Source organism: Hongsoonwoonella zoysiae (genome assembly GCF_013266695.1).
Lineage (GTDB): Bacteria > Pseudomonadota > Alphaproteobacteria > Rhizobiales > Stappiaceae > Hongsoonwoonella > Hongsoonwoonella zoysiae.
Genome location: NZ_JABRXF010000001.1, coordinates 1,431,498 through 1,456,773 on the forward strand (window position 1 = coordinate 1,431,498; position 25,276 = coordinate 1,456,773).

The window sequence follows — 25,276 nt, forward strand, 5'->3', positions numbered from 1 at the left end:
TGCCAATCGCGGGAGGCACTTGAGCCTTTATCGCTCCGTCAGCTTGAGCTCGATACGGCGGTTTCTGGCGAGCGCCTCGTCGCTCTCGCCCTCGTCAAGCGGCTGGAATTCCCCAAAGCCCGCGGCCACAAGCCGCTTCGGGTCCACGCCCTGGTCGATCAGGTAGCGCACGACCGAGATCGCGCGGGCGGCCGAAAGCTGCCAGTTGTTCTGGAACCGTCCCGTCCCCGACAGGGGGCGGCTGTCGGTATGGCCGTCGACGCGCAGCACCCAGTTGATTTCAGCGGGAATCTGGGCATCAAGCTCCAAGATCGCTTCGGCAAGCTTCTCAAGCTCTTCCTGGCCTTCCGGGTTGATCTGGTCGGAGCCGGAGGGAAACAGAACCTCCGACTGGAAGACGAAACGGTCTCCCACGACGCGGATATCGGAGCGCTGCGAGAGGATCTCGCGCAACCGCCCGAAGAAGTCCGAGCGGTAGCGCGACAGTTCCTGCACGCGCTGGGCTAGCGCCACATTGAGCCTGCGGCCAAGGTCGGCGATCTTGGCCTGGCTTTCCTGATCGCGCTCCTCGGACGCGTCGAGCGCGGCCTCCAGAGCGGCGATCTGGCGGCGGAGCGCCGAGATCTGCTGGTTCAGGATCTCGACCTGGGCAAGCGCGCGCTGGGAGACCTGGCGCTCCTCGTCAATCTCGCCTTCCAGGATTGCGATCTGGCCGCCGGCCTGCGAGGCCGCATCGGTGGAAGAGGAAAGAAGCCCCTGAAGCCGGTCGCGTTCGTTCGACGCCTCGCCGAGGCTCAGCTGCAAAGAGGCGATCTGGTCCTGCAGGTCGCGCTTGCCGGCGCGTTCCAGCGCAAGCAGCTCGGTCAGCTCGCTGATCTGGGCGTTCAGCCGGTTCAGGACCGTATCGCGGCCTGAAAGCTGCTGGCTCAGGAAAAACTGCGCCAGCATGAAGATCGACAGCAGGAAGATGATGACGAGAAGCAGCGTCGCCATCGCATCGACGAAGCCCGGCCAGAAATCCGGCCTGGTGTCGCGGCGTCGAAGGCGGGATGAAGCCATTCCCGGTCAGTCCTTTGCGCGTTCGAAAGCGTCCGTCAGCGTCTTCAGCAAAACCTCGATGCGCTTTTGCTGGGCCGCCTGGTCGTCGGCCCAGTCGCGCATCATCTGCTGTTCGGAGCGCACGTGCTGCACGAGCCCCTGTATGCCTTCAGCCAGATTGGCCATGGCGAGCGCCGAATTTCGTGAAGAACCGCCGCTCGATTCCTGCACCGTGCGGCGAAGCTGGTCGATCGACGCCTGAAGGCCCGAACTGTCGGCGGCCGCCGTGGCTTCCTCCGGCTCGATGTCGGTAAGTGTCGACAGCCAGTCCTCAAGCTCGTTGTAGAAACGGTTTTGCGCCTGGCCCGCCTGAAGATCGAGAAAGCCCAGGATCAGCGATCCCGTCAGACCGAACAGCGAGGACGAGAACGCCGTCCCCATGCCCGACAGCGGCGCCTCAAGCCCGGCTTTCAGGTCTTCGAAAATGACGTTCGCGTCGCCCGAGCCGACATCGAGCGACTGGATGGTCGCTCCCACCGCGCTCACCGTCTGCAGAAGGCCCCAGAAAGTACCGAGCAGGCCGAGGAAGACCAGAAGTCCGGTAAGATATCGCGCCATCTCGCGCGCTTCGTCGAGGCGCGTGCCGATGGAATCAAGGATCGAGCGCATGGTTGAGGTCGACAAGGTCATCTCGCCGACCTTGTTGCCGAGAAGTGTCGCCATCGGCGCCAACAGCACCGGCGGGCGGCGCACCTCAAGCCCCGGATCGCCGATCCTAAAGCCGTTGACCCAGGACACCTCCGGAAAGAGCCTGATCACCTGTCGGAACGTCAACATGATGCCGATCAGCCCGACGCCGATGATGAGCCCGTTGAGGCCCGGGTTGCTCATGAAGGCGGTTGCGATCTGCCTGTAGAGGATCAGGGCGATCATGGCGGCGATGACCAGGAAGATGATCATCCGCCACAGGTAAACCCACGGGCTGGAAAGGCTGTACGGATCGTAGTCGCGTGCCATGAGCTTGTGGTTGGGTCCCCGATTTCAGTGGGTCATTTGATAGCGTGATTTCGTTGTCTCTGGAAACCCGGAATCTGGCGATCTGGAAACGTATTCATGAGGAAACCGCCGTTTGGCGCGCAAATGGGCGGTAAATCCTCACGCGTTGGCGGAAACGAGCAGCCGGCGCAACTCGCCTTGCACCTTTTCGTTGCCGGCAATGATCGACTGTGATTCGAAAATCCGGTCCCGTCCGGCGAGGTCGGTGACGAAGCCGCCGGCCTCGCGGACCATCAGCATTCCGGCGGCCACATCCCAGGGGCTAAGGCCGTGTTCCCAGTACCCGTCGAAGCGGCCGGCGGCCGTCCAGGCGAGGTCGAGCGCGGCGGCCCCGCAGCGGCGGATGCCCGCGACCTCGCCCATGACATGGCGTATTTCCTTGAGGCAGCGCGCATGGTCGCCCTTGCCGAGAAAGGGAATTCCGGTCGCGATGACGCAGTCGGGCAGGGCGGTGCGGCTCGCAACCCTCAAGCGCCGGTCGTTCATATAGGCTCCGCGCCCGCGCTCGGCGGTGAAAAGCTCGTCCATGACGGGGTTGAAGATCACTCCGGCGACGATCTGGCCCTGCCGTTCAAGCGCGATGGAAACGCCGAAGATCGGAATGCCGTGCAGGAAGTTCGTCGTGCCGTCGAGCGGGTCCACGATCCAGCGGTGCTGAGGGTCTTCGCCTTCGATCTCGCCGGATTCCTCCATCAGGAGGCCGTAGCCGGGCCGCGCCTTCTGCAGTTCCTCGCGCACGATCTTTTCCGCCTTGTGGTCGGCCGCGGAAACGAAGTCGCTCGGCCCTTTTCGGGAAACCTGGAGATTTTCAACCTCGCCGAAGTCGCGGGCGAGGCTGCGGCCTGCCTTCATCGCGGCCTGAACCATCACGTTGAGAAGGGCGGAACGCGCCATGTCGAATAACCTGTCTTTGTACCTAATCGATCTTCAAACGGCATCCGGCGCGAGCGGTCGCCCGCGCCGGATCGCTCGGCGAAAATGGTATCGCGGCGCGTTCACTCGGCCCGGCGCACGTATTCGACCGCCTCGGTGTCGACGACGATCTTCTCGCCCGCCGTGATGAAGGGCGGCACCATGACCTTGACGCCGTTTTCAAGAAGAGCGGGTTTGTAGGAAGACGACTGCGTCTGCCCCTTGACCACGGCATCGGCCTCGGTGATCTCGAGCGTCACATGCTGCGGCAGGGTGATGCCGATCGGGCGCTCTTCGTGCAGTTCCACGGTCACCATCATGCCGTCCTGCAGGAAGGCTGCGCGGTCGCCGACGAAGTCCGCCTGAAGTTCAAGCTGTTCGTAGGTTTCAGTGTCCATGAAGATCAGCATTTCGTCCTGGGTGTAAAGGTACTGGAAGTCCTTCTGCTCCAGGCGAACGCGCTCGACCTTGTCTTCGGAACGGAAACGTTCGTTGAGCTTGCGCCCGTCCAGAAGGTTCTTCATCTCCACCTGGGCGAAGGCGCCGCCCTTGCCGGGCTTCACGTGCTGGACCTTGACGACGGCCCACAGCGTATCCTGATGCTGGAGCACGTTGCCGGGCTTGATTTCGTTTCCGTTGATTTTCATGTGCGGGACCGTTCGGTTGTCTTGATCGGAATTCTGATGGCATATGTGGCGGCGCGCGTGGCAAGGCCCATGCGGCGAGAAAGGTCGCGCAAATAGGGAAGGTTGCGGCCTGCGCGGGGCCTGTCCATCACAAAACCGGGCAGGGATCAAGCAAAATCGCCAAAATGCGCGGCTTGGGCCGATGGCAGGTCAGGGGCTTTCGGCTGCCGGGTCTCCCGCCGCAGTCGGAATGACCTGGCCGAATGCCTGCGCCTTCTCCCGCGCCTCTTTCCGCTCGTCCGCGCTTAAGGAGGATATTCTGCCGTCGAGTTGCAGGTCGGACACGCCGGCAGAGCGGGCAAGAAGGTGCCATTTCGCCCCTTCCACCGGGTCGGCCCCGCGCCCGCGTCCGGCAAAATAAATCCGCGCCAGGCGGTTCATGGCGACCGGGTTGCCGGCGCGCGCCGCCCGTTCGAACCAGTCGGCGGCTTCGCTCTCGTTCGGGTCGACGCCACGGCCCTGAAACCGCAGGATGCCGTAGTAGACTTGCGCCGGCACGTAACCGCGCCGCGCGGCCCGGCCCATCCAGAAGGCGCCGCGCCGCTCGTCGCGCTCCTCCTCCGTTCCCTCCAGAAAAACGAGCGCCAGGGAATATTGCGCCTCCGCATCCCCGAGTTCGGCCGCTTTCTGCAGAAGTTCAAGCGCGCGGCCGGGGTTGTAAGGCCGCCCCTCGCCGGACTGGTATAGCACCGCAAGATTATAAATCGCTTCGGTTACCTCCGCCTCGGCCCCGATCTCGAAAAGCTCGCCGGCCTTTTCCTTGTCCTGGGGCACGCCGTCCCCGGCAAGGTAAAGCAGCGCAAGGCGAACCGCGGCGCGCTTGTCGCCTGCATTGGTCGCCAGTTCGTACCAGCTCGCCGCCTTCTCCTTGTCCTGCGGAATGCCGTATCCGGCTTCGTAAAGCACGCCAATCAGCGTTTGCGATTGCGCATTTCCCGCCTCGGCAAGGGGCGTGGCGAGGGAAAAGGCCGTCAGATACCAGCCGCGCTGAAACGCGCCATAGGCGAAATCCCGATTTTCGCCATCGGTGGCAACGGGCAGGGGTGGGGCGATATCGATCGGGCTTGGAAAAAGGGGAAGTCGCTTCTGCTCTTCAGACGCCCGCTCCTCGGCGGGTGGCAGGTTCTGTGTTTCTTGCGCCGCATCCGTCTGCGCCGTCGTTCCCGTGCTTGCCGAAACGGTGAGGGCTGCGGCAAGCGCAATGACCGGGATGAGGCGCATCGGCAAGAGCATCAGTCCTCGGCCTCGCGCAACTCAAACCCTTCGAGGATGGCATTCGCTTCGCGCACCGCCGCCGCGGGGCCTTGCGGGTGCTGCCAGACGGCGTCGCGAACCGCGACGAAATCGGCGCCGGTTGCCGCGCAATCCCGGACCGAGGTCATTTCGGTCCCGGCGAGTGCAACGCAAGGAACCTCGAAAAGGTCCGCCCACCAGGTGGAGAAATCAAGCGTCTTGCGGTGCGCTTCCGGCGTTTCCTCCCGATCTATCCGGCCGAAGAAGACATAGTCGATGCCGGTTTCGGCAAGTTCCATGGCTTCATGGCGTGAAAAAATCGCGCCCGCACCGACGATCAGTTTAGGCGAGAAGCTTTCGACGGCCAGTTTCACATCCTCGATCCGCGCCGTGCAATGCACGCCGTCGGCATGGACGCGGCCGGCAACGCGCGTGCTGTTCTCGATCAGCACCGCGACGTCCGATTTCTGGGCAAGCGGAACGACGCGCGTCGCGATGCGCTGCAGCGCGTTTTCCTCCAGCCCATTGCCCGCGATCAGAAGCGTGGCGACATCGCCGCCGGAAAGCGCGTCTTCGAGCGCGGGAAGAAAGGCTTCGACCTCATAGGAGGCGGGAGTTATGAGAAAAAGACGCGGATGCAATGTGGCAAGCTCCCTTGCGCCCACCATGGGACGCGATAACCCGGTGTGTAAACCGACCCGTTAACTTCTTAACGCGTTGATGTCACGGCCACCGTAAGAGAGCAAGGGGGCAAAAGAGGGGCCCGCAAGCCCCTCGGCCATTCAACAGGCCCCAGATCGTCAGTCGGTCTTCGGATCGAGTTCGCCCGACTGGTATCGCCTGGCCATTTCCGCCAGCGGGATAGGCTTGATCTTGCCCGCCTGTCCGGCCGTATTGAAAAGCTCCAGCCGTTCGGCGCAAAGCTTCGTCATGGCTTCCATTGCGGGCTTAAGATACTTGCGCGGGTCGAATTCGCCCGGATGCTCGGAAAGGATGCGGCGGATCTGACCGGTCAGGGCCATGCGGTTGTCGGTGTCGATGTTGATCTTGCGCACGCCGTTCTTGATGCCGCGCTGGATTTCTTCCACCGGCACGCCCCAGGTCTGGGGTATCTCGCCGCCGTATTTGTTGATGATGTCCTGCAGGTCCTGCGGCACGGATGACGAGCCGTGCATGACCAGATGCGTATCCGGCAGGCGGCGGTGGATCTCCTCGATAACGTGCATTGCGAGGATTTCGCCGTCCGGCTTGCGCGTGAACTTGTAGGCGCCGTGAGATGTGCCCATGGCGATGGCGAGCGCGTCGACCTTCGTCTCCCGCACGAATTTCACCGCCTCGTCCGGATCCGTCAGAAGCTGGTCGTGACTGAGCTTGCCTTCCGCGCCATGGCCGTCTTCCTTGTCGCCCATTCCGGTCTCCAGCGAGCCCAGTACGCCAAGTTCGCCTTCCACGGAAATTCCGCCAAGATGGGCCATGTCCGAAACGGTCTTTGTAACGCCGACGTTGTAATCCCAGTCAGCGGGCGTCTTGCCGTCCTCCATGAGCGAGCCGTCCATCATGACGGAGGTGAAACCCGCCTGGATCGCCGTCATGCAGGTTGCGGGGTTGTTGCCATGGTCGAGATGCACGCAAACGGGAATATGCGGATAGATTTCCACGACCGCGTCCATCATGTGGCGCAGCATGACGTCATGCGCATAGGCGCGCGCGCCGCGGCTCGCCTGGATGATCACCGGAGCGTCGACGGAATTGGCGGCCGCCATGATCGACAGCGCCTGCTCCATGTTGTTGATGTTGAAAGCCGGAACGCCGTAGTCGTGTTCGGCGGCGTGATCGAGAAGTTGACGAAGGGTGATGCGGGCCATTTCTTTTGGTCTCCCTCAGATCGTAAACAGAAGTCTGCATTTCGCAGCTACGCAGCAGAAATGCGTTCAGTCCTGTCCAAGACCCTGTACGCGCAGTTACCGTGTCCGCTTTTCCAGCGGCTCGCCCCGGAAATCCAGATGGACGTGAGTCTACCCGTAAAAATGGAATGTTGCTATTCGAGGGCCGTCACGCCCGGCAGTTCCTTGCCCTCGAGCCACTCCAGGAACGCGCCGCCTGCCGTTGAGACATAGGAGAAATCGTCGGCCACGCCCGCATGGTTGAGCGCGGATACGGTGTCTCCTCCGCCGGCGACAGATTTCAGTTCGCCCGCCTTCGTTCGCTCCGCCGCATGGCGTGCGGCGGCCACCGTCGCCTTGTCGAAAGGCTCGATCTCGAATGCGCCGAGCGGCCCGTTCCACACAAGCGTTTTAGCGGTGTCGATCTTGGCGGCGACACGCTCGATGGAGGCCGGACCGACATCGAGGATCATGGCGTCTTGCGGTATCGCGTCGAGCGGCACGGTCTCATTGGCCGCACCCGCCTTGAATTCGCGTGCGATGACCGCATCGACCGGCAGTACGATTTCGCAGCCGGATTTTTCCGCCGCCGCCTTGATCGCGCGTGCGGTATCCTTCAGGTCGTGCTCGCAAAGCGACTTGCCGACGTTGACGCCTTCCGCCGCGAGGAACGTATTGGCCATGCCGCCGCCGATGACGAGCATGTCCACCCTGGCGACGAGGTTTTCCAGAAGGTCGATCTTGGAAGACACCTTGGCCCCGCCGACGACGGCCAGAACCGGACGTTCGGGTGTCGAAAGCGCAAGCTGCAGAGCCTCCAGTTCGGCCTGCATCGTGCGCCCGGCGAAGGCCGGCATGCGGTGGGCAAGCCCTTCTGTCGACGCATGCGCGCGATGGGCGGCGGAAAAGGCGTCATTGACGAAAACATCGCCGTTTTCGGCAAGAGCCGCGACGAACTCCGGATCGTTCTTTTCCTCGCCGGAGTGGAAGCGGGTGTTTTCCAGAAGCAGGATCTCGCCGTCCGACATGCCGTCGACGGCGGATTTTGCGGCCGGGCCGATGCAATCTTCCACGAAGCCCACAGGCGTTCCGATCCGCTCCGAAAGCGCCAGGGCCACGGGGCGCAGGCTCATTTCCGGCACCGCCTTGCCCTTCGGCCTGCCGAAATGCGCCATCAGGATGACCTTGCCGCCTTTTTCCGAAATTTCGCGGATCGTCGGCAAGACGCGATCGATGCGAGTGTGGTCCGTCACCATGCCGGCATCCATGGGCACGTTGAGGTCGACACGGGTCAGCACACGCTTGCCCTTGAGGTCGGCGTCGTCGAGGGTCTTGAAGGTCATGTCAGTCCACCGCAGGGAAACAGGTCGCCGGGATCGTCCGTCCGGCCGGTCAGGAGAAATTCGAGTTTAAAGCAAAAGGCCCGCTCTTTCGAACGGGCCTTTCCTGATCGAGCCGGCTCAGATCAGCTTCGCCATCGCGACGGCGGTGTCGCCCATGCGGTTGGAGAAGCCCCATTCATTGTCGTACCAGGCAAGGACGCGGCAGAAACGGTTGTCCATCACCTTGGTCTGGTCGAGATGGAAGATCGACGAGCGCGGATCATGGTTGAAGTCCATGGAGACATTCGGCTCGTCCGTATAGCCGAAGGTTTCCTTCATCGGCCCGTCGACGGCGGAGCGCACGGCGGCGTTGAGCTCTTCGGCCGTGGTGTCGCGCTTGGCGATGAATTTGAAGTCGATGACCGAGACGTTGGGCGTCGGAACGCGGATCGACACGCCGTCGAGCTTGCCGGCCAGGTCCGGCAGGACAAGGCCAACCGCCTTGGCCGCACCCGTCGAGGTCGGGATCATCGACATGGCGGCGGCGCGCGCCCGGTAAAGGTCCTTGTGCATCGTGTCGAGCGTCGGCTGGTCGCCCGTGTAGGAATGCACGGTCGTCATGAAGCCCGTCTCGATGCCGACCGCGTTGTGCAATACGTGTGCGGTGGTGGCGAGGCAGTTCGTCGTGCAGGAGGCGTTGGAAACGACGATATCTTCACTGGTCAGCGTGTCGTCGTTGACGCCATAGACGATCGTCTTGTCCGCGCCGGAGGCGGGGGCGGAGACCAGCACGCGCTTCGACCCGTTTTCCAGATGCACGGCGGCCTTTTCGCGCGTGACGAAAATGCCGGTGCATTCCAGCGCGATATCGACGCCAAGCTCGCCCCAGGGCAGTTCCTTCGGGTCGCGGATGGCGGTGACCTTCATCGGCCCGCGGCCCACGTCGATCGAATCGCCTTCGACCGTCACCGTAGCGGGGAAGCGGCCATGAACGGAATCGTAACGCAGGAGATGCGCATTCGTTTCCACCGGACCGAGATCGTTGATCGCGACGACTTCGATATCCGTGCGGCCGCTTTCGATGATCGCGCGCAGAACGTTGCGTCCGATGCGCCCGAAGCCGTTGATCGCTACCTTAACCGCCATGTTTAACTCCCATCATTCTGTTGCTCGGCTCGCCGTCCCGCCCCGTACCGCCAGCACGGTCTCGCGAAAACGGGCGGGATGCCTCGCATTCGTCATACATATGGTGCCTGTGTCGCGCCTCATCCGAGCCGCCGCAAGGCCCAATCGGAAGTTCAGCCTTCAACCTTTTCGTGAATACGGGCCTTCGCCGCCGCGACGACGGCCTCCTTCGTGATACCGAAATGCTCGTAAAGCGCCTGGTAGGGCGCGCTCGCGCCGAAGCCTTTCATGCCGATGAAGATGCCGTCCGAGCCGATGAACCGGTCCCAGCCCATGCGGATGCCGGTTTCAACGGCAATCTTCACCGGCGAATTGCCGACGATGGAGGCCTTGTAGTCTTCCGATTGCGCCTCGAACAGCTCGAAAGACGGTACGGAGACGACGCGGGTCTGAATGCCTTCCGCGCCGAGAAGGGCCTTGGCTTCCAGCGCCAGGCCGACTTCGGAGCCCGATGCGAAGATCGTGACAGTCGGGTCGTCGGCGCTGTCGTCGATGACATAGGCGCCACGGGCGCAGAGGTTTTCGGCTTCATAGGTCTTGCGCACCGAGCCGAGGTTCTGGCGGGTGAGGGCAAGAACGCTCGGCGTTTCGCGCGACTTGAGCGCCAGTTCCCAGCATTCCAGCGTCTCGGTGATGTCCGCGGGCCGGAAAAAGTTGAGATTGGGAATGGCGCGCAGCGCCGCGTAATGCTCGACCGGCTGATGGGTCGGCCCATCCTCGCCAAGACCGATGGAATCATGCGTCATGACGTGGATGACGCGCTGCTTCATCAGCGCGGACAGGCGCATTGCGGGCCGCGCGTAGTCGGAGAACACCAGGAACGTGCCGGAATAGGGGATCACGCCGCCGTGGAGCGCCATGCCGTTCATGGCGGCGGCCATGCCGTGCTCGCGGATACCCCAGTGGATGTAGCGCCCCGAAAAATCGTCCGGCGTGATGGACTTCGTCTGGCCGGTCTTCGTGTTGTTGGAACCCGTCAGGTCGGCCGAACCGCCGATGGTTTCCGGCACCACCTCGTTGATGGTGCCGAGGATCTGTTCGGAAGCCTTGCGGGTCGCGGACGTCAGCTGTTCGGCCGCGAGCTTTTTCTTCAGCGCTTCGAGCGCGCCATTGAGCCCTGCCGGAAGGTCGCCGCGCATGCGGCGCTCGAACTCGCCGCGCGCTTCGCTGTCGGCTTCCGCCAGCCGCTTTTCCCACTCCTTGCGCGCCTGGCCGGAGCGAAGGCCGGCGATGCGCCAGGAATCCAGGATGTCGGAGGGAACCTCGAACGGGGCTGCGTCCCAGCCAAGCGCCTTGCGTGCCGCCTCCAGCTCCTCTGCGCCGAGCGGGGAGCCGTGCACCTTCTCCGTGCCGCCCTTGTTGGGTGCGCCGTAGCCGATCGTGGTCTTGGCGGCGATCAGCGTCGGCTTGGCCGAGCTCCGCGCGCTTTCAAGGGCCGCGGCGATCGCCGCGGGATCGTGACCGTCGATGGAGATCGTTTCCCAGCCGCTCGCCTCGAAACGCTCGATCTGATCGGTGCTGTCCGCGAGCGAAACCTTGCCGTCGATCGAAATGCCGTTGTCGTCCCAGATGACGATGAGCTTTTTGAGCTTCAGATGGCCGGCAAGCGAAATCGCCTCCTGGCTGATGCCTTCCATCAGGCAGCCGTCGCCGACGATCGCGTAGGTATGGTGATCGACGAGGTCGGTTCCGAATTCCTCCGACAGGAGACGCTCGGCGATGGCCATGCCGACCGCGTTGGCAAGACCCTGGCCGAGCGGGCCGGTGGTCGTCTCCACACCCGCGCCATGCCCGTATTCGGGATGACCCGCGGTGAGAGAGCCGAGCTGCCGGAAATTCTTCAACTGGTCTATCGTGAAATCTTCCGATCCCAGCAGATAGTGGACGGAATAAAGCAGCATCGAACCGTGGCCGGCGGAGAGCACGAAACGGTCGCGATCCGGCCAGTCGGGCTTTGTCGGGTCGTATTTCAGGAACTGCCCGAAAAGGACGGTCGCGACATCGGCAATGCCCATGGGCAGGCCCGGATGTCCCGATTTCGCCTTCTCTACGGCATCGGCGGAAAGAAAACGGATCGCATTGGCCATGCGATTGTGTTTGGCAAGATCGGTCATCGAATATCCGTCGCTCAGCCCGGCGGGTGCCGGTCGTCACAAGTCAAGAAGCGCAGCCTTCGCGTGAACGGTCGCACCCGGATCGTTCGCTGCAATCCGCGAATTCCGGGGCCGCTCCGTCAGGCGCCACGACACATATCAGGAACGTGTCCCGAGTCAACAAAGCCCGACGGCAGGCGAGCGCCACAACATTGCCGCTGCATGAAGCGCCGTTGACCGTTGACGGTTTTTCCTGTCGCCGGATAGTTTCGCTTAAATTTCGCCGAATCTATCGTATTGGAAGGGAATCGCGCATTCTTGAGGTTTATGCCGTTGGGTAATTCCGATAAGGCTGCTGGTGTCGCGGACTTCGGGAGACAAGGCGAAGGCGGATCGGCTTCGCCCTCGAACGCGAATGGAATTTGGATATGGCTTCAACCCGCTTGAGTAGGATGCAATGAGCGAAAATCCGGATGCGACGCCAGCGGTCGACGCTTCGCTTGAGCGATTGTCCCGGGCGATATCCAAACTGGAAAGCGCGGTGGAGCGGCGGCTCGATGCCGATACTTCGCTGGGATCCTTGCAGGACGAGCTGCAACGCCTGGGAGAAGACCGCTCCCAGCTTGCCGAAACCCTGGACAAGGCGGAAGCGCGCGCAAACCGGCTGGAGGAAGCCAACCGGGAAGTTTCGCGCCGGCTCGTCTCGGCGATGGAATCCATCCGCACCGTCCTGGAAGCGCACGGAGGCTGACCGGCGATGCCGCAAATCACCGTAACGATAAACGGCCGCGCCTTTCGCATGGCATGCGACGAGGGCGAGGAGGAAAGGCTGACGCAGCTTGCCAAACGTTTCGACGGCTACATCGAAACCTTGCGCGAGAATTTCGGCGAAATCGGAGATCTCAGGCTCACCGTCATGGCCGGCATCATGGTCACGGATGAGTTGAGCGAACTGCAGCGCCGCCTGAAGGCGCTCCAGGAGGAGAACTCGTCGCTGCACAACGGCCGTTCCGAGCTCGCAGAGGATATCGAGCAGGACCGCAAAAAGCTTGTGGACGGGCTGAACGATGCTTCTGAGCGCATCGAGGCGATTGCGGAAAATATTACTGCGTCAATTCGCCGCCAGTAGATCCGCGTCCGTTATCCGCCGGAACCGGCGGCCATATCTCCGCACAGGTAAACGTCACGATTCACCGCTGGCATTCGGCACCGCTCGAAGCTATATGATCGTCCGGTGCGGCTGCGCGGCGCGTTGGAGATATATTCTCGGGGCCTTACGCATCCTTTGGGAGCTGTCCCTGCCCTTGACCGTGGTCTCGGGCAAAACGGCGCCCACCTACTTATGTAGGTCTCCCGGGATTGCGAACTCCGACGGTCGAGGCGGCTGCACATCCTGCCATTCGGTCCGCAAATGATCCGGCGCCTCCTTTCGCGTCACATCGTCGCCACTTCGTGACGGGGGACCGATTGACCCGCCGCCGCTTGCTTGCGAGGCTTCGGCCGAAAAGCCATGCCCGCTTGGCAGGCGTATCCGGGCGCGGGAGACGCAGGTGACGACACTTTCCGGAATCAAGTCGAAAAAGGCGGAAGTCCGTAGGCAGGCGCTTGCGCGCCGGGGAACGCTTTGCGCCGAGGAGCGCATAGAAGCCTCGCTCGCCCTTGCCGGGCGGATCGGCGAACTTGACATCCCGCCGGGCGCTGTCGTTTCTGGTTTCTGGCCGATCCGCGACGAGGTCGACCTTCGTCCCACGATGCAGATGCTTGCGGACAGGGGGCACCTTCTCTGCCTCCCTGCGATCGTTGATGGCGAGCTTGAATTCAGGCGGTTGGACAGCGAGACGGAACTGGTCAGCGCGGGCTTCGGCACGGTGGAGCCGGGGCCGTCCGCGCCCGTGCTTTTGCCCGAGGTCATGCTGGTCCCGCTTGCCGCGTTCGACCGGCGCGGCCACCGAATAGGCTATGGCAAGGGATATTACGACAGGGCGATCGCGAAACTTCGGCGCGCCGGCGATCCGATTTGCATCGGCATCGCTTTCTCCATACAGGAGGTGGAGGAAGTGCCTTTCGAAGACCACGACGAGCCGCTGCGTTTCATCGTGACGGAGGGCGCCGTGATCCAATGCCCGGAGTAGTCTGACCGTTATGCGCCTGCTTTTTCTCGGAGATCTCGTCGGCCGCGCGGGCCGCACCGCCGCCCTTGAAGCCTTGCCGCAGCTGGTCGAGGACAATCGCCTCGACTTCGTAATCGTAAATGGTGAAAACGCCGCACGCGGTTTCGGCATTACCGAGGAAATCGTGCAAGACATTCTCGACGCAGGCGGCGATGTCGTCACCACGGGCAATCATGTGTGGGATCAGCGCGAGGCGCTGGTCTTCATCGAACGTCAGGAGCGGCTGCTCAGGCCGCTCAATTTTCCTGCCGGAACGCCGGGGCGCGGCATCAACCTCTTTACCGCGAGAAACGGCGCGCGCGTTTTGGTGATGAACGTGATGGGCCGCATATTCATGGACAGTCTCGACGATCCCTTCGCAGGCGTCGAGGCGGCGCTGGCGGCCTGTCCGCTGGGCGATGTGGCGGATGCGGTCGTCATCGACGTTCACGCCGAGGCGACGAGCGAGAAACAGGCGCTCGGTCATTTCGTGGACGGACGCGCGACGCTTGTGGTCGGCACCCATACGCACGTTCCGACGGCGGATCATCAGATCCTGCCGGGGGGCACGGCGTATCTCACCGATGCGGGCATGTGCGGCGATTATGATTCCGTAATCGGCATGGACAAGGAAGAGCCGGTCAACCGTTTTATCCGGAAGATCCCGTCCGGCCGTTTCCAGCCCGCGCAGGGCACGCCTACCATTTGCGGCGTCGCCGTGGAGGTGGACGATACGAGCGGGCTTGCCTCAGCCGTTGCCCCGCTCAGGATCGGCGGGCGGCTTTCGCCCGCTTGGCCGTCGTTCTGGCCCGCGCCGCGATAGGCAGGCAGGACAAGGCCGGGCCCGGCGGTTCTTCTTCGGGTGGCGGAACAAGCCGATATCTGGATTTTATTTTCCGTCGCGCTTATAAGCTGGCCGAATATAGAGACGGACAAGGAAAGACGAGCCGAGAATCGAGATGGCCGGACATTCACAATTCAAGAACATCATGCACCGCAAGGGCCGGCAGGATGCGGCCCGCTCGAAGCTTTTCTCCAAGCTTTCCAAGGAAATCACGGTCGCCGCGAAGGTGGGCGGGCCGGATGTGGACTCAAACCCGCGCCTGAGGCTGGCGGTCCAGAACGCCAAGGCCCAGTCCATGCCCAAGGACAATATCCAAAGGGCGATCAACAAGTCTCAGTCGGGTGACGGCGACAATTACGATGAAATCCGCTACGAGGGCTACGGCCCGGGTGGCGTTGCCGTCATCGTCGAGGCGCTGACCGACAACCGCAACCGCTCAGCATCGAACGTGCGGTCCTACTTCACCAAGTGCGGCGGCTCTATGGGCGAAACCGGGTCGGTCGCCTTCATGTTCGATCGTGTGGGAGAGATCGTCTACAAGCCGGAAGCGGGCGACGCGGAAGCCGTGCTGGAAGCCGGGATCGAGGCGGGCGCCGACGATGTCCAGTCCGACGGGGATGGTCACGTCATCACCTGCAGCTTCGAAAACCTCGGCGATGTTTCCAAGGCGCTCGAGGAGACGCTGGGCGAGGCGGAAACCATCAACGCGGTGTGGAAGCCTCAGACCCTCACTCCGATCGATGCCGACAAGGCACAGACGATGCTCAAGCTGCTCGCGCTGCTCGACGACGATGACGACGTCCAGAACGTCTATGCGAATTACGACATCGATGCGGAAACGATGGAAAGCCTGACCGCCGCCTGACGTGGTCGGTTGACTGCGTGAAACCGGAAGGGGGCGCGTGCTGATGCGCCCTTTTTTATTGCCTATGCATCATTTTTTGGTGATTGACCCGCGATCCCGCCGGCCGGGATCGCGCAAAGGTGCGGTCTCCAGCCGAAACAGTCTCCCGGCATGCTTAAAGTTTCGTTTCGTAAAAAGATAAGCGTTTAGAACAAGGTAAGAACTGCGTACCTATACATGATCCGGAGCAGCCCACTGTCGATTCAAGGGCACTTGCGGAGGAACAATGAGCACTCAAAAATCTATTGCGGAGCGTCTCGCCTTCAACCGGATTTCGGAGGAAACGAAGGCCACCCTTCGCGAGGCCAGGCCCCTCATTCTGGAGGCGCTTCCCAAGGTTCTTGAACGTTTCTACAGGCATGTCGCGGAATTCGAGGACACGGCCCGGCTTTTCAAGGACAAGTCCCACATGGAGCATGCGCGGGACATGCAGCTTCGCCACTGGACGCTCATCGTGGAGGGCAAGTTTGACGAAGCCTATGTTTCCTCGGTAACGCGTATCGGCGAAGTACACGACAAGCTGGGGCTCGGGCCGCGCTGGTATATCGGCGGCTACAACTTCATGATGAGCGGCCTGATCGAGGAAATTGCCTTGTCGAAGGGGGCCGGCTTCTTCAAGCGCGGTAATGCGGAAAAGCTTGCCCGTATTCAGTCGGCGATCGTCAAGGCGTCCTTGCTCGATATGGAGCTGGCGCTTTCCGTTTACCTTGATGCGGGCGAGCGGCACCGCCGCCAGACGCTGGATAAACTCGCCGCGCAATTCGATGCCGCCGTCGGCACGATTGCCGATGCGGTGGTGGAAAAGATCGGCGAACTGGACGCGGTGTCGGACAGTCTGGGCACGGTTGCGGAAGACGCGACAAGCCATGCCGCGGCGGCCAATACGGCAGCCGGCGATGCCGCGTCGAACGTCCAGACGGTTGCCTCGGCGGCGGAAGAGCTTTCGGCCAGCGTCCGCGAGATCGCCCGTCAGGTGAGGGAGGCAAGCCAGATTTCGACCTCCGCCGTGGAGGAGGCTGCCAAGTCGAACGAAAAGATCCGCTCGCTGACGGCCGCTTCGCAGAAGATCGGGGATATCGTCAACCTTATCAGTGACATCGCCGGTCAGACGAACCTTCTCGCGCTCAATGCCACCATCGAGGCCGCCCGTGCCGGGGAAGCAGGCAAGGGGTTCGCGGTAGTCGCCTCGGAAGTGAAGGGTCTTGCCGAGCAGACCTCCAAGGCAACTGCGGAAATCGCCGCCCAGATCGGCGAAATCCAGTCGGCGACGACGGAATCGGCCGCTTCCATCGAAGGCATTACCGAAACCATTCAGAACATGAATGAAATCTCGACCGCGATTTCCGCCGCCGTTGAAGAACAGGGGGCCGCGACCGACGAGATCACGCGTAACATCACCCTTGCTTCGCAGGGGACGAGCCACGTGTCCGAGGGAATGCGGGCAATCGCCGATGGCGTGGACGCTACCAGATCGGTTTCCGCTCAGGTTCGCGAATGCTCGGGCGGACTTTCCGAGCAGGCGAACAAGCTCAAGGCGCAAGTGCGCGATTTCATCTCTTCGATCCAGGCCGCATGAGCAGGCGCCTGCGCATGTCTTACTGACCGGATGCGCGCAGGACGCCGTCGAAAACCGGCATGCTGGAGATTACGGCAAGCGCTATCAGCGAGTAGGCGGCGGCACGGTAGATCTTCGGATCGACCTTGCCGAAGCCCCGCGATCCGAGATAGATCGTGAACCCGTATGCGGGCACCGCAAGCACGAGGAGCCTCAGCACCTCGCCTGTGAAGAAACCGTTCACGGCATAGGCAATGTAGGTCATCGCGCTTGCGAATGCGAAAAACACCATAAGGTTGGCGCGGATTATGAAGGGCGGTTCCGGGCCCGATAGCCAAAATGCCACCATCGGCGGGCCGGCAAGTTGGCTGACCCCGCCCAGAAAGCCGGAACTGACGCCGACGCCGAACGAGATGGGCGCTTTCGGCGTGCCCTTGTAGCGCCAGCCTGACAGAAGAAGCGCCAGAAGCATGGTGGCGATTATCGTGATCGACCAGCGTACCGCCAAGGGTTCTGCGACGGCAAGGATGTAAGCCCCGGTGGGTACGAAAAGTGCCGCACCGATGACGGCGGGTAGAACGGTCTTCCAGTTGCAGATCCTGACCGAGCGCACGACGATCGGAAGGGTTATGAAACTGTCAATGACGAGGAGCGTTGCCGCCGCCAGGCGCGGATCAATCACCGTCGAAGCGATCGGCATGATGATCATTCCCGCGCCGAATCCTGAAAAACCGCGCACGAGCCCGCCAACGGCAATTGCGAAAATGACGATGAAAATGCCGAGCCCGTCGAGCTCGCCGAAAAATTCGGTCATGAAAAGCCTTGTCTTGGAAATCCGGCCGTGGAGCAAGCTTTCGCAGGGCCGAAAACGGGGGATTTGGGCGAGGATAGCCGTGAGTTTGCTGGCGTCAACGGCATTTTGGCGTTACCGCTTTGTTCTATGGATCATGCGATTCGCATACTCGGTATCGACCCGGGCCTCCGCCGGACCGGCTGGGGCGTGATCGAGGCTATCGGCAACCGTCTTTCCTTCATTTCGTCAGGTACGGTAACTTCCGACAATCGCCGCGACCTCGCCGACCGTCTGCGCCAGCTTCATGACGGGCTGAAGGAGGTGATCGACCGGTACGATCCGGGCGAGGCCGCCGTGGAACTGACCTTCGTCAACAAGGACGCCGGGGCGACGCTGAAGCTCGGCCAGGCGCGTGGTGTCGCCATGCTCGTGCCCGCTTTATTTGGCCTCAACGTGTGCGAATACGCACCGAACCTCGTCAAGAAGACGGTCGTGGGCACCGGGCATGCGGAAAAGGAGCAGATCCGCACCATGGTGAAGGTGCTGATGCCGAAGGCAACTTTCAACTCCGACGACGCGGCGGATGCGCTTGCCATAGCAATCTGCCACGCCCAGCATCGCAGCACGCCGGCGGCAAGGCTGAGGCAGGCGGGAGTGCTTCCCTCATGATCGGCAAGCTCAAGGGAACGGTCGACAGCTACGGCGACGATCATCTGATCCTCGACGTTCATGGCGTCGGTTATCTGGTTTACTGTCCGTCGCGGACGCTGCAGATGCTGCCTGGCGTCGGAGAGGCCGCGGTTTTGTTCATCGAAACCATGGTGCGCGAGGATCTGATCCGGCTTTACGGCTTCGCAGCCGAAGCGGAGCGCGAATGGTTTCGCCTGCTCATGACGGTTCAGGGCGTGGGCGCCAAGGTGGCGCTTGGCGTTCTGGGTGTCCTGAGAGCTTCGGAAATCGCCAATGCGATCGCGCTTGGCGACAAGGCGACGATTTCCCGCGCGCCGGGCGTCGGCAAGCGTGTGGCCGAGCGCATCATCTCGGAGTTGAAGGAAAAGACGCCGGCCTTTGCCATCGCGGATCCCGGAATTTCGGTGATCGCGCCGGATGAAAATGTGTCCTCCGCCCCCGATGCGGTTCGCGATGCGGTTTCGGCTCTCGTCAATCTGGGCTATTCCCAGATCCAGGCTACGAACGCGGTCGCAAAGGCGCTCGCCTCCGCCGGCAACGGGGCCGGCGCTGAAACGCTGATCCGTCAGGGCCTCAAGGAGCTTTCGACATGACCGGCGGCGAGCGCCTCGTCAGCCCCGAGATGCGCGGCGATGAGATCGACACCACCATGCGCCCGCAGGTGCTTGACGAGTTTATCGGCCAGAAGCAGGCGCGCGCCAACCTCAAGATCTTCATCGAGGCGGCGAAGGCGCGCGGCGAGGCGCTGGATCATGTGCTTTTCGTCGGGCCTCCGGGGCTTGGCAAGACGACGCTTGCGCAGATCATGGCGCGCGAGCTCGGGGTGAACTTCCGCGCGACCTCCGGTCCGGTGATTGCCAAGGCGGGCGATCTTGCGGCGCTGCTGACGAACCTCGAAGAGCGCGACGTATTGTTCATCGACGAAATCCACCGTCTCAATCCGGCGGTGGAGGAAGTGCTCTATCCGGCGATGGAGGATTTCCAGCTCGACCTGATCATCGGTGAGGGTCCGGCGGCGCGCTCCGTCAAGATCGACCTCGCGAAATTCACGCTTGTCGCCGCCACGACGCGGCTTGGCCTCTTGACGACGCCGCTGCGGGATCGTTTCGGCATTCCCGTCAGGCTTCAGTTCTACACGACCGAAGAGCTTGAGTTCATCGTCCGGCGCGGCGCGCGTATCCTGGGCCTTTCGATGACCGACGACGGTGCTTCGGAAATCGCCAAACGCTCGCGCGGCACGCCGAGGATCGCCGGGCGTCTTCTGCGGCGCGTGCGCGATTTCGCCATCGTCGCAGGCGACGGGCAGGTGACGGCGGAGATCGCCGACCGCGCGTTGACGCAGCTTGAGGTCGATGGCGCCGGCCTCGATCAACTCGACCGGAGATATCTCACGCAGATCGCCGTCAATTTCGGTGGAGGTCCGGTCGGTATCGAGACGATCGCGGCCGCCCTTTCGGAACCGCGCGACGCGATCGAGGAAATCGTCGAGCCCTATCTCATCCAGAACGGTTATCTGCAGCGGACCCCGCGCGGGCGCATTCTCACAGCCCTTGCGTTCAGGCATCTGGGCCTGGCCATGCCGCAAACCACGACCGCGCCGCAGATGGGGCTGTTTGCCGATGAAGACTGAAGGTGGGGGAGAGCAGGCCTGGCCGGATCTCGCGGGCAGGCTGACCGGTCAAGGTCACGTCCTTCCTGTTCGCGTTTATTACGAGGACACGGATTTTACCGGCATTGTCTATCACGCGGCCTATCTGAAATTCATGGAGCGTGGCCGGTCGGATTTCCTGAGGCTTTGCGGCGTTCACCACCGTGAGCTGGAGGCCGGGCGCTACGGCGAGCCGCTCGTCTTTGCCGTCCGCCGCATGGAGCTGGACTTTCTGAAACCTGCGCGCATCGACGATGTTCTCGAAATTGTGACAGCCTGCGAGGAAGCGCGGGGCGCGCGCTTGAGGCTCGCGCAGTCCGTGCGCCGGCAGGATGATGTTCTCTTGTCGGCGCTTGTCGAGGTTGCCGTTATCTCGCGCGAAGGAAAGCCTCGTCGCCTGCATGGGGAAATCGCGGCGCGGCTTTCGGCCGCAACCTGAGAAGGCGGCCTTCCGTTCCTCGGCCGGCAAATGCCGCAATTATCGCGATCCACTGTCCGGAAGCCCGTTCGGTGCTGTTTGCGGCACCTGCTGCAACGCATTGTCATGATCACGCCAAGTTTTGTTTGATTTTAACGCGTCCGTAACCTTAACGGGTTCCTAATCGCCACGTTTGAGAAGATCGGCGAAGTCCCAGTTTCGCCATCATCAAGCGTCACTAGAGCGTCCTGTCTTTTCAGGAATACGGGCATGAAGCTCTAGCACTTTGAAAGTGATGAGCTTTCCTGCTTTCAGGCGGGTCCACCTGAGGGCGGATGAACCCGGAACGTCGAAATCCGGACGCGGATCAAGGCCATGACCGCGTGTCCGACCGGCGGATATTGGATGTGAAACGGAACAGGCCGTCGCTTCGTATCGGCTGGATAGAGGTTCGAGACTAGATGATATCTGAAGCTCTCGCGCAAACGACCGTGGCAGCGGCGGAAAGCGACTTTTCGTTCCTGTCGCTGTTCTTCCAGGCGCACATAGTCGTCAAGCTTGTCATGATCGGGCTCCTGGCCGCATCGGTGTGGTGCTGGGCGATCATATTCGACAAGTGGTTTCTCTACACGCGCACCAAACGGCAGATGAACCGCTTCGAGACGGTGTTCTGGTCCGGCCAGTCGCTGGAGGAGCTCTACCGCACGCTTTCGAACCGGGCGAACCATTCCATGGCAGCCCTCTTCGTGGCCGCCATGCGCGAATGGAAGCGCAGCCATGAAGGCGCGAAACCCGCCCTTCACAGCCTTCAGCAGCGCATAGACCGGGTCATGGACGTGACCATATCGCGCGAGCAGGAACGGCTGGAGCGTCGGCTCCTTGTGCTTGCGACGGTCGGCGCGGCAGCGCCCTTCATCGGCCTGTTCGGGACCGTATGGGGCATCATGACTGCGTTTCAGGCGATCGCGGCATCCAAGAACACGAACCTTGCGGTCGTCGCGCCGGGCATCGCGGAGGCTCTTTTTGCCACCGCGCTCGGCCTTCTCGCCGCCATCCCCGCCGTCATCGCCTACAACAAGCTTTCGGCGGACGCCAACAAGCTTGGCGGGCGGATGGAAGGCTTCGCCGACGAATTTTCGGCCATTTTGTCGCGTCAGATCGATGAGAGGCTGTGAACCATGGCCATGCAGGTAAACGGGGCCGGTTCGGCTGGCGGGCGCAGGCGCGGCGGGCGGCGCCATTCCAAGCCGCTCAGCGAAATAAACGTCACGCCCTTCGTCGACGTCATGCTCGTGCTTCTCATCATCTTCATGGTGGCAGCCCCCCTGCTCACCGTGGGTGTGCCGATCGACCTGCCGGAATCGCAGGCGAAGCCGCTCGAGGGCGACACCGAGCCGATAACGATTTCGGTGACGTCCGCCGGAGAGGTCTTCATTCAGGACACGGAGATCGCCCCGGAGGAGGTCGTTGCCAAGCTCGAGGCGATTGCCGCCAACGGCTACGACGAGCGAATTTACGTGCGCGGCGACCAGGACGCCGACTACGGCACCATCATGCGTGTGATGGGCCGCATCAATGCCGCTGGTTATAAGCGCCTTGGTCTCGTCACCCTGGAGGAGCAGAACTAGGCATATGCGCGCAGGCCTCATCGCCTCCACTGTCGGCCATCTGGCCATTCTGGTCTGGGGAGTGATCTCCTTCCCGGACGCGCGCCCGTTTGAGGTGGCGCCGGTGGACAGCCTGCCCGTGGAACTGGTTCCCATCTCCGAGCTTACGAAGCTGAGGGTGGGCGAAAAGACGGCGGAACTTCGCGAAGAGGAAGCCCCGAAGCCGACGGAGAAGAAGGCCGAGAAACCGCCGGTTCCAGACGCCAAGACCGGGGATGCCAAGGCCGAACAGCCGACGCCGGCGACGAAACAGGCGACGGCGCAGCCGGCCGAGGCAAAGCCAGCGCCGACGCCGCCTCCCGCGCCTGCGCCCGAGCCGCCGGCTCCCGAAAAGACGGCCGAACCCGCCCCGGCGCCGCCCGCTCCGCAGCCTGAAAAGGCGCCTGCGCCTGTGCCCGAGAAAGCGGAAGAGCCGAAAAAGGTTGCAGAAGCCCCGCCTGTAAATGTCAAGCCGCGCTCAAAGCCGGCCCCGCCGCCGAAGGTGCAGCAGACGGCAAGGGCGCGCGAGCCGGAGAAAAAGCAGGACGACTTCAACCCCAACCAGATCGCAGCCCTTCTGAACAAGGTCGATCCGTCGGGTGGGGGAACGCAATCGTCGTCCGAGCCGGCGTCGCTCGGCAGCGAAAGGGGGCAGTCGAACGTCCAGATGTCGCAGTCCGAACTCGATGCACTGCGCAGCCAGATCGCCCGATGCTGGAACCCGCCGATCGGTGCCGCCGGCGCGGACGATCTGAACGTGCGCCTGAAGGTGTCGCTCACTCCGGGCGGGGATGTGGACCTGTCGCCGCAAGTTCTCAATTCAAGTGGCAACCCGTCCTTCAACGTAGCGGCGGAAAGCGCCAGGCGCGCTGTTCTGCGTTGTGCTCCCTACTCGCTCCCGACGGCCAAATACGAGGCCTGGCGGGAGGTCATCATCAATTTCGACCCGCGCGAACTGCTGGGCGGGTGAGGTATCTCTGACATGAGATCAGGAATTCGCATCATGAGGGCTTTGCCCGTGAGACGTATCCAGAACGGAGAGGAGTCTCGTTCAATGTATTTTCCGGTCGCTGCGCGTGCTGGGTCGTGGTCCAGAGCGCTGGCGGGGTCGGTCAGGTTCGCCTTCGCATTCCTCGCCGCATTTGCCGTGTTTGCCGCCGCCGGGCCGGCGCAAGCGCTGGTGGAAATCGACGTGACGCAAGGCAATGTGGAGCCTTTGCCGATCGCCATTCCCGACTTCGGCGGCCCCGGCGGCGATGCCGAGGTCGCGAGGGACGTTTCCGCCATTATTTCATCCGATCTGCGAAGGTCTGGCCTTTTCCGCCCGCTCGATCCGGCAAGCTTCATCGAGCAGAACGTGAACGTCGGCACCCCGCCGCAGTTCGGGTCCTGGCGGCCGATCGGCGCGCAGGCGCTTGTTGTAGGGTCGGTGACCCGTCAGGGGGACGGCCGCCTGCGGGCGGAATTCCGCCTGTGGGATGTTTTCGCCGGCGAGCAGATGCTGGGCCAGCAGTTCTTCACCACGCCGGACAACTGGCGGCGGCTTGCCCATATCATCGCGGATGCGATCTATGAGCGTTTGACGGGCGAAAAGGGTTATTTCGACACACGCATCGTCTTCGTGGCGGAATCCGGGCCGAAGGACAATCGTGTCAAGCGGCTGGCGATCATGGATCAGGACGGCGCGAACGTGCGCTATCTCACGCGCGGAGACTCGCTCGTCCTCACGCCCCGTTTTTCGCCGACGCGGCAGGAAATCACCTATATGGCCTATTCCGACGAGGCGCCGCGTGTGTACCTCCTGAATATCGAGACGGGCCAGCGAGAGGTGGTCGGCAATTTTCCGGGCATGACCTTCGCTCCCCGTTTTTCACCCGACGGGCAAAAGGTCGTCATGAGCCTGCAGCAGGGCGGCAATTCCAATATCTACGTGATGGACCTTCGTTCGCGCCGCACGACCCGGCTGACGAACTCGCCTGCGATCGACACAAGCCCTTCTTATGCGCCAGATGGCTCGCGGATCGTTTTCGAGTCCGACCGTGGCGGCTCGCAACAGCTTTACGTGATGAACGGCGACGGTTCGGGGGCTGAGCGCATCAGCTTCGGTCCGGGGCGCTATTCGACGCCCGTCTGGTCCCCGCGCGGCGATCTGATCGCCTTCACGAAGATGCATCAGGGCCGCTTCATGATCGGGGTGATGAGACCCGACGGCAAGGGAGAGCGTATCCTGACCGAAGGCTATCACAACGAAGGCCCGGCCTGGTCGCCCAACGGGCGCGTTTTGGTCTTCTTCCGCGATACGCCGGGCGCCAGCGGCGGGCCGCAGCTCTGGACGGTCGATCTGACGGGATATAACGAGCAAAGGGTGCCGACGGAGGGCTTCGCTTCCGATCCGGCATGGTCGCCTTTGCTGGATTGAATGGGGGTCGGCCTGCGGCTCAATCGGTTGATAAGGGTCTGCGTGCCGCGTTTCGCAAGCGGTACGCTACGAAATGTTAACCACGATTGAAAACCGCGGCTTAACCACCTTTGGCTATCAATGGTTTACCCTGTCGGGGCACGGTGGGGAGCAGGAGTAAGGGTTTTATGATGCAGATGGGGATGGTTGCCCGCGGCTTTCGCTTTGCCGCGATCGTGGCAATGGTATTTACACTCGCAGCTTGCGCCCAGACCAGGACGGACGGGCTTACCAGCAACGCCACGCCCGGTTCGGGGCAGGACTTCGTGGTCAACGTAGGCGACCGCGTGTTCTTCGCCGAAGACCAGTCGACCTTGTCGGCCCAGGCGCGTTCGACGCTCGACAAGCAGGCGCAATGGCTCAACAAGTACTCGCGGTACACCGTGACGATCGAAGGCCATGCCGACGAGCGCGGTACCCGCCAGTACAACATTGCGCTCGGCGCGCGCCGCGCGAATGCCGTACGTGACTATCTGGTTGCCAAGGGTATATCGGATTCCCGCCTCAGGACGATTTCCTACGGCAAGGAGCGTCCGGTGGCGGTCTGCAACGACGAGTCCTGCTGGACGCAGAACCGTCGTGCCGTCACGGTGCTGAACAACGCCGGAAGCTGATCGGCGGCATTTGAACATGCTTGAAAAGCCGGTCGCATGATGCGCGCCGGCTTTTCCTGTTTCCCGGGGCGTGGCGTCAAAATTTCGTCCAAGTCGAAGCGCCACTTGCCCCCACGTCGGATAGGATTATCCGAATTGTTATTTGCCT

Annotated in this window: 26 protein-coding genes and 1 other RNA gene; 16 read left to right on the forward strand and 11 right to left on the reverse strand. The window is 62.5% G+C overall.

Annotated features, from left to right (window positions below; translation table 11 throughout):
- Positions 1 to 27: 27 nt before the first annotated feature.
- The 10 genes from HPQ64_RS06675 to tkt all read right to left on the reverse strand — a co-directional run bounded on the left by HPQ64_RS06675 (position 28) and on the right by tkt (position 11,429).
- Positions 28 to 1,059: a peptidoglycan -binding protein gene (locus tag HPQ64_RS06675; RefSeq protein WP_172887531.1), complete on the reverse strand. Its 1,032-nt coding sequence runs from the start codon at positions 1,057 to 1,059 to the stop codon at positions 28 to 30.
- Between the two features lie 6 nt (positions 1,060 to 1,065).
- Positions 1,066 to 2,055, reverse strand: coding sequence for a flagellar motor protein MotA (locus tag HPQ64_RS06680; protein WP_172887532.1), 990 nt, complete (start codon positions 2,053 to 2,055; stop codon positions 1,066 to 1,068).
- Positions 2,056 to 2,193: 138 nt separating this feature from the next.
- Positions 2,194 to 2,988, reverse strand: a complete 795-nt coding sequence (locus HPQ64_RS06685; protein WP_172887534.1) for an inositol monophosphatase family protein — start codon at positions 2,986 to 2,988, stop codon at positions 2,194 to 2,196.
- Between the two features lie 101 nt (positions 2,989 to 3,089).
- Positions 3,090 to 3,653, reverse strand: a complete 564-nt coding sequence (efp, locus tag HPQ64_RS06690; protein WP_172887535.1) for an elongation factor P — start codon at positions 3,651 to 3,653, stop codon at positions 3,090 to 3,092.
- 189 nt (positions 3,654 to 3,842) lie between these two features.
- Positions 3,843 to 4,925: a tetratricopeptide repeat protein gene (locus HPQ64_RS06695; protein ID WP_172887537.1), complete on the reverse strand. Its 1,083-nt coding sequence runs from the start codon at positions 4,923 to 4,925 to the stop codon at positions 3,843 to 3,845.
- A complete protein-coding gene (locus HPQ64_RS06700; protein WP_172887538.1) occupies positions 4,925 to 5,593 on the reverse strand; it encodes a thiamine phosphate synthase in 669 nt (222 codons plus the stop codon). Before HPQ64_RS06700 ends, HPQ64_RS06695 begins: the two co-directional genes overlap by 1 nt.
- A 132-nt stretch (positions 5,594 to 5,725) precedes the next feature.
- A complete protein-coding gene (fba, locus tag HPQ64_RS06705) occupies positions 5,726 to 6,790 on the reverse strand; it encodes a class II fructose-bisphosphate aldolase (RefSeq protein WP_172887540.1) in 1,065 nt (354 codons plus the stop codon).
- 173 nt (positions 6,791 to 6,963) lie between these two features.
- Positions 6,964 to 8,151, reverse strand: a complete 1,188-nt coding sequence (locus HPQ64_RS06710; RefSeq protein ID WP_172887542.1) for a phosphoglycerate kinase — start codon at positions 8,149 to 8,151, stop codon at positions 6,964 to 6,966.
- A 117-nt stretch (positions 8,152 to 8,268) separates the two neighbouring features.
- Positions 8,269 to 9,276, reverse strand: coding sequence for a type I glyceraldehyde-3-phosphate dehydrogenase (gap, locus tag HPQ64_RS06715; protein WP_172887544.1), 1,008 nt, complete (start codon positions 9,274 to 9,276; stop codon positions 8,269 to 8,271).
- A 152-nt stretch (positions 9,277 to 9,428) separates the two neighbouring features.
- A complete protein-coding gene (gene tkt / locus HPQ64_RS06720) occupies positions 9,429 to 11,429 on the reverse strand; it encodes a transketolase (RefSeq protein ID WP_172887545.1) in 2,001 nt (666 codons plus the stop codon).
- Between the two features lie 436 nt (positions 11,430 to 11,865).
- On the opposite strand from tkt, the gene HPQ64_RS06725 reads away from it, so the two are divergent.
- The 7 genes from HPQ64_RS06725 (at position 11,866) to HPQ64_RS06755 (ending at position 16,882) form a co-directional block, all read left to right on the forward strand.
- Positions 11,866 to 12,159 (forward strand): DUF4164 domain-containing protein, encoded by a 294-nt coding sequence (locus HPQ64_RS06725; protein ID WP_172887547.1) that lies wholly within the window; start codon positions 11,866 to 11,868, stop codon positions 12,157 to 12,159.
- Positions 12,160 to 12,165: 6 nt separating this feature from the next.
- Positions 12,166 to 12,537: a cell division protein ZapA gene (locus HPQ64_RS06730; RefSeq protein ID WP_172887548.1), complete on the forward strand. Its 372-nt coding sequence runs from the start codon at positions 12,166 to 12,168 to the stop codon at positions 12,535 to 12,537.
- A gap of 105 nt (positions 12,538 to 12,642) precedes the next feature.
- A non-coding RNA gene (gene ssrS / locus HPQ64_RS06735) (6S RNA) lies at positions 12,643 to 12,799 on the forward strand.
- 159 nt (positions 12,800 to 12,958) lie between these two features.
- Positions 12,959 to 13,540, forward strand: coding sequence for a 5-formyltetrahydrofolate cyclo-ligase (locus HPQ64_RS06740; protein WP_172887550.1), 582 nt, complete (start codon positions 12,959 to 12,961; stop codon positions 13,538 to 13,540).
- 10 nt (positions 13,541 to 13,550) lie between these two features.
- Positions 13,551 to 14,381, forward strand: a complete 831-nt coding sequence (locus HPQ64_RS06745) for a TIGR00282 family metallophosphoesterase (protein ID WP_172887551.1) — start codon at positions 13,551 to 13,553, stop codon at positions 14,379 to 14,381.
- A gap of 136 nt (positions 14,382 to 14,517) precedes the next feature.
- Complete coding sequence (locus HPQ64_RS06750) at positions 14,518 to 15,267, forward strand: YebC/PmpR family DNA-binding transcriptional regulator (protein ID WP_172887553.1); 750 nt, start codon at positions 14,518 to 14,520, stop codon at positions 15,265 to 15,267.
- Between the two features lie 265 nt (positions 15,268 to 15,532).
- Positions 15,533 to 16,882 carry a globin-coupled sensor protein gene (locus HPQ64_RS06755; protein ID WP_172887555.1) on the forward strand — a complete coding sequence of 450 codons (1,350 nt, stop codon included), beginning with the start codon at positions 15,533 to 15,535 and terminating at the stop codon, positions 16,880 to 16,882.
- A 19-nt stretch (positions 16,883 to 16,901) separates the two neighbouring features.
- Here HPQ64_RS06755 and HPQ64_RS06760 read toward each other — a convergent pair whose 3' ends face one another.
- A complete protein-coding gene (locus HPQ64_RS06760; protein WP_172887557.1) occupies positions 16,902 to 17,675 on the reverse strand; it encodes a sulfite exporter TauE/SafE family protein in 774 nt (257 codons plus the stop codon).
- 126 nt (positions 17,676 to 17,801) lie between these two features.
- On the opposite strand from HPQ64_RS06760, the gene ruvC reads away from it, so the two are divergent.
- The 9 genes from ruvC to pal all read left to right on the forward strand — a co-directional run bounded on the left by ruvC (position 17,802) and on the right by pal (position 25,128).
- Entirely contained in the window at positions 17,802 to 18,323 is a 522-nt protein-coding gene (gene ruvC / locus HPQ64_RS06765) for a crossover junction endodeoxyribonuclease RuvC (protein ID WP_172887559.1), read from the forward strand.
- Positions 18,320 to 18,937 (forward strand): Holliday junction branch migration protein RuvA, encoded by a 618-nt coding sequence (gene ruvA / locus HPQ64_RS06770; RefSeq protein WP_172887561.1) that lies wholly within the window; start codon positions 18,320 to 18,322, stop codon positions 18,935 to 18,937. Before ruvC ends, ruvA begins: the two co-directional genes overlap by 4 nt.
- Positions 18,934 to 19,974 carry a Holliday junction branch migration DNA helicase RuvB gene (gene ruvB, locus HPQ64_RS06775; RefSeq protein ID WP_172887562.1) on the forward strand — a complete coding sequence of 347 codons (1,041 nt, stop codon included), beginning with the start codon at positions 18,934 to 18,936 and terminating at the stop codon, positions 19,972 to 19,974. The genes ruvA and ruvB overlap by 4 nt, the downstream gene beginning before the upstream one ends.
- Positions 19,964 to 20,431 carry a tol-pal system-associated acyl-CoA thioesterase gene (ybgC, locus tag HPQ64_RS06780; RefSeq protein WP_172887564.1) on the forward strand — a complete coding sequence of 156 codons (468 nt, stop codon included), beginning with the start codon at positions 19,964 to 19,966 and terminating at the stop codon, positions 20,429 to 20,431. Before ruvB ends, ybgC begins: the two co-directional genes overlap by 11 nt.
- A gap of 440 nt (positions 20,432 to 20,871) precedes the next feature.
- The gene (gene tolQ, locus HPQ64_RS06785) at positions 20,872 to 21,585 is read left to right on the forward strand and encodes a protein TolQ (protein WP_172887566.1); all 714 of its coding nucleotides are present in this window, start codon (positions 20,872 to 20,874) and stop codon (positions 21,583 to 21,585) included.
- Between the two features lie 3 nt (positions 21,586 to 21,588).
- On the forward strand, positions 21,589 to 22,038 hold the full coding sequence (gene tolR / locus HPQ64_RS06790; RefSeq protein ID WP_172887568.1) for a protein TolR: 450 nt from the start codon (positions 21,589 to 21,591) through the stop codon (positions 22,036 to 22,038).
- A 4-nt stretch (positions 22,039 to 22,042) separates the two neighbouring features.
- Positions 22,043 to 23,026, forward strand: coding sequence for an energy transducer TonB (locus tag HPQ64_RS06795; RefSeq protein ID WP_172887570.1), 984 nt, complete (start codon positions 22,043 to 22,045; stop codon positions 23,024 to 23,026).
- Positions 23,027 to 23,110: 84 nt separating this feature from the next.
- Positions 23,111 to 24,475: a Tol-Pal system beta propeller repeat protein TolB gene (gene tolB, locus HPQ64_RS06800; protein WP_172887572.1), complete on the forward strand. Its 1,365-nt coding sequence runs from the start codon at positions 23,111 to 23,113 to the stop codon at positions 24,473 to 24,475.
- 167 nt (positions 24,476 to 24,642) lie between these two features.
- Positions 24,643 to 25,128 (forward strand): peptidoglycan-associated lipoprotein Pal, encoded by a 486-nt coding sequence (pal, locus tag HPQ64_RS06805; protein ID WP_172887574.1) that lies wholly within the window; start codon positions 24,643 to 24,645, stop codon positions 25,126 to 25,128.
- Positions 25,129 to 25,276: the final 148 nt, after the last annotated feature.